Source organism: Candidatus Binataceae bacterium (assembly GCA_035500095.1).
In the GTDB taxonomy this organism is placed as follows: Bacteria; Desulfobacterota; Binatia; order Binatales; family Binataceae; genus JAKAVN01.
On record DATJXN010000095.1, the window covers coordinates 1 to 6,816 of the forward strand.

6 protein-coding genes are annotated in these 6,816 nt (G+C 64.5%); all 6 read left to right on the plus strand.

Annotated features, from left to right (window positions below; genetic code table 11):
• The coding region (locus tag VMI09_09855; GenBank protein HTQ24990.1) for a prolipoprotein diacylglyceryl transferase family protein at positions 1–384 on the plus strand (384 nt) is incomplete at its 5' end.
• A gap of 26 nt (positions 385–410) precedes the next feature.
• Positions 411–1,004 (plus strand): TlpA disulfide reductase family protein, encoded by a 594-nt coding sequence (locus tag VMI09_09860; GenBank protein HTQ24991.1) that lies wholly within the window; start codon positions 411–413, stop codon positions 1,002–1,004.
• Positions 1,005–1,174: 170 nt separating this feature from the next.
• Positions 1,175–2,650: a S41 family peptidase gene (locus VMI09_09865; protein ID HTQ24992.1), complete on the plus strand. Its 1,476-nt coding sequence runs from the start codon at positions 1,175–1,177 to the stop codon at positions 2,648–2,650.
• 329 nt (positions 2,651–2,979) lie between these two features.
• Entirely contained in the window at positions 2,980–4,467 is a 1,488-nt protein-coding gene (gene xseA / locus VMI09_09870; GenBank protein ID HTQ24993.1) for an exodeoxyribonuclease VII large subunit, read from the plus strand.
• Between the two features lie 40 nt (positions 4,468–4,507).
• Positions 4,508–4,819, plus strand: a complete 312-nt coding sequence (locus VMI09_09875; GenBank protein HTQ24994.1) for an exodeoxyribonuclease VII small subunit — start codon at positions 4,508–4,510, stop codon at positions 4,817–4,819.
• Positions 4,820–5,376: 557 nt separating this feature from the next.
• Positions 5,377–6,708 (plus strand): group II intron reverse transcriptase/maturase, encoded by a 1,332-nt coding sequence (gene ltrA / locus VMI09_09880; protein HTQ24995.1) that lies wholly within the window; start codon positions 5,377–5,379, stop codon positions 6,706–6,708.
• Positions 6,709–6,816 lie beyond the last annotated feature (108 nt).

Below are 6,816 nucleotides of genomic sequence, written 5' to 3' on the forward strand. Positions count from 1 at the left end.
GTGCTCAAGCTCGGACCGAATCATCAACTCGTATCGGGATTTTTCCCAGGCGTCCGGGTCCATCCGACGGCGCTCTATGAAACCATCCTCTACACGGGAGTATTTTTTATCCTGTGGTCGATGCGCCGGCGGGCAGGCGTAGCAGGCCGCATCTTTTACCTCTACTTGGTTCTCCTGGGAGCATGCCGGTTCATGGTGGAATTTCTCCGCGTCAATCCGCGCGTGCTCTTTGCGCTTAGCGAAGCGCAGCTTATCAGCCTCGCGATGATCGCGGTCGGCCTGGTTGCGCTCTGGATGACCGGCGGCGTGTTCTCCGGATGGACGCGCGCGGAAGCGCCGGCGCAGAGCAGCCCTGCCGCGGCGAAAGCTGCGGCGCGCGCATAGCGCAGGGGCGAGCGCTCGAGGACACGATGAATCCCCGGGTGAGGCTGCTCTCGATGCTTGCCGGCGGGGCACTCCTCGCGGGCGTCGTGCTGATCGCGGTGACGCAGATCCGGCGCGGGGCGTCTGGGCCGTCGCAGTTCGAGGGCACCGATTCGGGACTCGGGGGCGAGAAGCCGATCGCCGCGGGCCAAAAGGCCGCCGCCTTCAAATTGACCGATCTGAGCGGCACTTCGGTCTCGATGTCCGACTTGCGCGGCAAAGTCGTGTTCCTCAATATCTGGGCGACCTGGTGTGCGCCGTGTCGCGAAGAGATGCCCTCGATGGAGAAGCTCTACGAGAATTTCCGCAACAACAAGGATTTCGTGATGCTAGCGGTCAGCCAGGATACCGGCAGCCGTCAAGAGGTCATGTCCTACGTCAAAAAGCACGGCTACCACTTTGACGTCCTGCTTGACCCGCAAAACGCGGTGGCCGAGGCTTACAAGGTGAGCGGCGTGCCGGAAACCTTTATTATCGACCGCCAGGGCCGCGTCGTCGCCCATCATGCGGGCGCCTTCGATTGGTCGCAGCCCGCGATTCGCGACGCCCTGGAGGAACTGCTCAAGGACAGCAAGGGCTAGGACCACGGGCGCGTCCGTCGCGAAACCGCATCTGCGGTGGCCCTCGGCGGCCATCCGCGAGCGCGTAAATACGGAATCCGTCGGGCGAAGTGGTGGCGTCCGGACGGCGCAAGGAATATGCTTGAATGTAACCCGCTCGGTACGCAGCGGGTGATAGCGGCGAACAATCAATGAAACGCAATCGTTCACCCTTCCTGGTCGCGGGCGTATGCGCGTTCGCGATCCTTGTCCTGCTGGCTGAGATCGCCGTGCGGCGCGCCGACGCGCTGCCCGACGACACCTACAAGGAACTGGCCACCTTCGCCAACGTGCTGGCGATCGTGCAGAAGAACTACGTCGAGCCGGTTACGACCAAGCAGCTGATCAACGGCGCGATAACCGGGATGCTGGCGTCGCTCGATCCGCATAGCGCCTATCTCACCCCCGACCTTTATCGCGACCTCGAAGTCGAAACCCGCGGCAGCTTCGGTGGGCTGGGTCTCGAGGTTACGGTCAAGGACGACATGCTGACGGTCGTCGCGCCCATCGAGGACACTCCCGCCTACAAGGCGGGGGTCAAGGCCGGCGACCAGATCGTCAAGATAAACGACGACTTCACCAAGGGTATGACGCTAACGGACGCGGTCAAGCGGATGCGCGGGCCGCAGGGCAGCAAGATCCACCTCACCATCCATCGCAAGGGCGTGCCGGAACTCTTCACGGTGAGCGTCACGCGCGAGGTGATCAAGATAAAGTCGGTCAAGGCCAAGGATCTGCGCCACGGCTACGAGTACATCCGCGTCAGCAGCTTTGAAGAGGGCACCGGCGACGATCTGCAGAAGGCGCTGGACAAATTCCGCGCGGATCACAACGGCCAGGTAAAGGGCCTGGTGCTCGATCTGCGCGACAACCCGGGCGGATTGCTCAACCAGGCGGTGCAGGTCGGCGACGAATTCCTCGACGGCGGACTTATCGTTTACACCCAGGGACGCCAGGAGAATCAGCAGCAGAAGTACTTCTCGCATCGCAAGAAGGATTTTGTGGACTACCCGATGGTGGTGCTGGTCAACGGCGGCAGCGCGAGCGCAAGCGAGATCGTCGCCGGCGCGCTGCAGGATCAGCGCCGCGCGATCACCGTCGGGACTCAGACCTTCGGCAAGGGCTCCGTGCAGACCATCCTGCCGCTTGACGATCACTCGGCGCTCCGCCTCACGACCGCGCGCTACTACACGCCCAACGGCCGCTCAATCCAAGCCGTCGGGATCACGCCCGACGTGACCTCCGAGCCGCCTCGGACTACGCTCGCGGCGCTCGAGCAGCAAGGCGCGACGATCAACGAGGACACGGAAATTCGCGAGAGCGACCTGCTCCATCATTTCAAGAACAACGACGCCAAGTCTCCTAACGCCCCCGCCGGCAAGGACCAGAACGCTCCGGCCGCGGGCTCCGCGAAGCACTCCAGGGGTAATCACGCGAGCAAGGAGCAGGCAGGGGGCGTTCAGCCGGAACAGAAGGACGTTCAGCTCGAACGCGCGATTCAGGTGCTGGACAACTGGCGCAGCTACAAGCTCCAGCTTGCGCGCAACGACGTTCCGCCGCCGCAGGCGGCGCCGAAACCGGCGGCCGCTCCCGCGGACGACTCGGGCTCTGACGGCTCGGGCCAATAGCGTTCCACCGAGAGCCTGAATTTCGTCGACCAGGCGCCGCCCGCATTTTTACGCGGGCGGCGTTCCTTATTTTTACCCGCACGGCGTGCTTTTTATTTCCCGCCCCGTGTTCTGCTTGCATCGGCCCTCGCGATCGCGACTGATGCCGCGGGATGCGCTCAAGCTTCGCGGCGCCCACAGCTTCAGCCGAGAGGACGGTGAGCGTTGTTCCCCACTGGGGGGCGACGGAGTCAGAGAGATCACTTCTTCCCTGCTCCGGCGTTCGCGATCGCGCCCGATGCGGTGGACGCGCCTTACGCTTCGCGGCGCGCATCTGGTAAGTTGACCGCATGGCCGGCCAACTGGAACTCTCGTTGCGCGGCCAGGTGCGTGCGCTCAACGTCACGCAACTGGTGCGGATGGTCCGCGAGACGCTGGAGGCCAATCTCGACCAGTGCTGGGTGATGGGCGAAATCTCAAACGCCCGCCCGGCGCCCTCCGGCCATCTCTATTTCACGCTCAAGGACGCGCATAGCGCGATCAACGTGGTGATGTTCCGTTCGGCGGCGGCGCGGATGCGCTTCAAGGTCGTTGACGGGATGCAGGTCGTCGTGCGCGGCCGGGTCGATGTTTACGAGGCGCGCGGTGCGCTCCAGTTCTATGCCGAAGAGATCGAGCCGCGCGGTCTCGGCGCGCTGCAGTTCGCCTTCGAGCAGCTCAAGGAACGGCTGAGCCGCGAGGGGCTGTTCGACGAGGGCCGCAAGCGCGCGCTGCCGTTTTTGCCCGCGGCGGTGGGCGTGGTGACCGCGCTCGGCGGCGCGGCGCTGCGCGATATCTTAACGGTCGCGCTCGCGCGCTGTCCCAACCTGCACGTCATCATCCGGCCCGCGCGCGTGCAGGGGCCAGGCGCGGCCGCGGAAATCGCGCAGGCGATCGACGACCTTAACGACGACGCGCGCGCCCAGGTGATGATCGTGGGGCGCGGTGGCGGCTCGCTCGAGGATCTATGGGCGTTTAACGAAGAGGCGGTCGCGCGCGCGATCCATCGCTCGCGCATCCCGGTGATCTCGGCCGTCGGCCACGAAATCGACTACACCATCGCCGACTTCGTAGCCGACGTGCGCGCGCCGACGCCGACCGCGGCGGCGCAGCTCGTTGTCCCCGATTTTCCCGCGCTCCGCCGGCAGGTGGACGAAACCGCCGCTACGCTCAACGGCGCGGCGGTCAGCGCGCTATCCGACCATCGCCGCGCCGTCGCCCATCTCAACACGCGGCTGCGCGAGCCCAAAGCGGCGCTCCGCCAGGCGCGCCAGCGCGCCGACGAGGCGGCGGCCGCGCTCTGCGCGGCGCTCGCCGCGCGCCTTGGCGATCGGCGCCGCCACGTCGCCGCGTTGGGCGCGCATCTGACGCCCCCCGGCGCGCTCGTGCGCACGCTGCGTCTGGGTGCGGAGCGCGTGACGCTCCATCTGGCGCAAGCGATGAGAGGGCAGGCCACGCGGATGCGGATGCGCGTCGAGGCGATGGCGGCGCGACTTGGCGAAGCCGCGCCGCGCGCGATGGCCGAGCGCCGGCGCGCCGCCCTGGCGGCGGCGGCGGTGCGGCTGGGGGCGGCGATGGAACGTGCGCAGGGGCGCCGCAGCGCCGAACTGGCGGCGCTCGCGGCGCGCTTGGACTCGACCTCGCCCCTGAGGGTGCTCGAGCGCGGCTACGCCGTCGCGATAAACCTGCGCGACGGCCGCGCGGTAATTGATGCGGCCGAGGTCGAGATCGGCGACGAACTCGACGTCCGGCTGAGCCACGGCAGCCTGCGCGCCCGCACGACTGCGCGCCAATCCTGAGGCGCGTGCGCGATCCGAGTCCGCAATCCGAGGCTAAGCGATGGCCACCACGCGCAGAAAGTTCGAAGACGAGTTGAAAGATCTCGAGGGAATCGTGGGACAGATCGATTCCGGCGAACTCTCGCTGGAGGATTCGATCGCGGCCTTTGAGCGCGGCGTCGGCCTCGTCCGCTCGCTCAACCAGAAGCTCGACGAGGTCGAGCGCAAGGTCGAGCTGCTGATGCGCAATGCGCAGGGCGAGCTCAAGACCGCGCCTTACGATCCGGCGGCGAGATCCGAAGGCGGCGGCAAGGGAGACGGCCATCGCAAGGACACCCCCGGCAAGGACGACGACGACGACATCCCTTTTTGAGTGGTTTGAAAGCTGCTCGGCATCTTGCAGGTGAAAGTCCTGTCACAGGAAGAGGCTAGTTGCCTGTGTAGCTATGGCGTACGGGTCGAGGGCGACCGAGGCGCGGGAGCAACGCCGGAAAAACGTGGCCCCAGACCCAGACCGTGGGCGCGCGCAACTGCATAGCCCGTAACGCAAGTGAACCTCGCAAGCCTCGTAAATGTCAGCCGTGCGGTGATACTGGGAGAGCATGGTGTAGATGGTTCCGCCGAGTCTCTAGAACGGGGACGAAGGCCAGTGTCCCCGGTGGATGAACTAGCCGTTCGAAGCCGGGGGCGGAACCCGGGGTATAGAGGATGGGATGCGCAGAAAGAACCGAGCGGAACAAACGAGACCTCTACCCGTCGCGGCCCAACCCGCCGCGTAACCAAAGGTATAAGGCAACCACCGAAGTCCGGAGGAATGCGGGATAGAGGAGTCGGAGGAGGTCATAGTACCGGCGATGGCGAGGACAACAGAACCTTGCCGGAGGGAAGGAGCTCTGCTTCTGCCGTGCGAACCGCTGCGAGAGGCACTGCGTGATTGCGAAAGCTCAGAACACGCCGCTAGAAAGAGTGCGAGTACTGCAACGGACGCTATACCGCGCAGCCAAGGCGAATCCGACGCGCAAGTTCGGAGTGCTCTATGACAAGGTGTGCCGCGACGACGTTCTGCGCATCGCGTATGCACGGGTCAAAGCCAACGCCGGTGCCCCAGGCATCGACGGACAGACCTTCGAGGTAATCGAGAAGGAAGTCGGCGTAGACACGTTCCTGCGCAGCATCAAAGAACGCTTGTTGCGGCGGCGCTATCGGCCTCTGCCAGTTCGGCGAGTTTATATCCCGAAGGCGGACGGTACGCAGCGACCGCTCGGCATTCCTGTCATTACCGATCGGGTAGTGCAGGCAGCGGTGAAGCTCGTCATCGAACCTCTGTTCGAGGCGGACTTCAAGGATTTCTCGTACGGCTTCCGACCCCGGAAGAATGCTCACCAAGCGCTACGGGAAGTCTACAAGCAGCTCAACTTCGGCTGCCGATGGGTGGTCGATGCGGACATCAAGTCGTATTTCGACCGGATACCGCATGACCGCCTGCTGCTGTCTGTGCGGTCCAGAGTCATCGACCGGTCAGTGGTCAAGCTGATTGAGATGTGGCTCGACGCCGGGGTCATGGAGGAAATGCAGGTCCGAAAGGAACTGACCGGAACGCCGCAGGGCGGGGTCATCTCGCCACTGCTGGCGAACTTGTACCTCCATTGGTTGGACCGATATTGGGAGCGCAAGGGCTTCGGCGGACGCGAGCACGATGCTCACATCGTGCGCTACGCCGATGACTTTGTGATTCTGTGCCAGCAGCGGCCTGAAGTATATCTGGCCGCCGCCAAAGCGGTGCTCGACCGGCTCGGTCTGGCGCTCAACGAACAGAAGACACGGGTGGTGGATGTCCGCCGGGAATCGTTTGACTTCCTCGGGCATCGCTTCGTGGTGCAGCCCTCGAAGCGCACCGGAGCGATACGGCCATACTACTATCCCGCACCCAAAGCGATGAACGCGGTCAAGAAGAAAATCCGGGAAGCAGTCCGCGGCGGACAGCACCGGAACCTCCCCGACCTCCTGCGGGAAAGGGTAAATCCGGTCCTGCGAGGATGGGGGAACTACTTCAAGACTGGCAACTCGCGGATGCACTTTCTGCGCATCGCAAACTACACGACGTGGACGCTCTGCATCATGCTGCGGAAGAAGTACAAGAAGCGCTCGAAAGGGTGGAGGGACCATCCGCCGTCCTGGTTCTACAACTACCACGGGCTGTTCAAGCTCTATGACCTGTTGGCCCGTGGCCCAGACCGGTATGGGCATCTTGTCACGGCATAATGCTGCCGGAGCAATGGCAGTCGGAAAGCCGTGTGCGGGAAAACTGCACGCACGGTTTGACGAGGGGCCGCTGAGGCGACCACTTCAAATCAGTGGCCCACTCTACAG

Coding starts and splice junctions, on each gene's coding strand:
- VMI09_09860 (HTQ24991.1), top strand. CDS start 411: ATGAATCCCCGGGTGAGGCTGCTCTCGATGCTTGCCGGCGGGGCACTC.
- VMI09_09865 (HTQ24992.1), top strand. CDS start 1,175: ATGAAACGCAATCGTTCACCCTTCCTGGTCGCGGGCGTATGCGCGTTC.
- xseA (HTQ24993.1), top strand. CDS start 2,980: ATGGCCGGCCAACTGGAACTCTCGTTGCGCGGCCAGGTGCGTGCGCTC.
- VMI09_09875 (HTQ24994.1), top strand. CDS start 4,508: ATGGCCACCACGCGCAGAAAGTTCGAAGACGAGTTGAAAGATCTCGAG.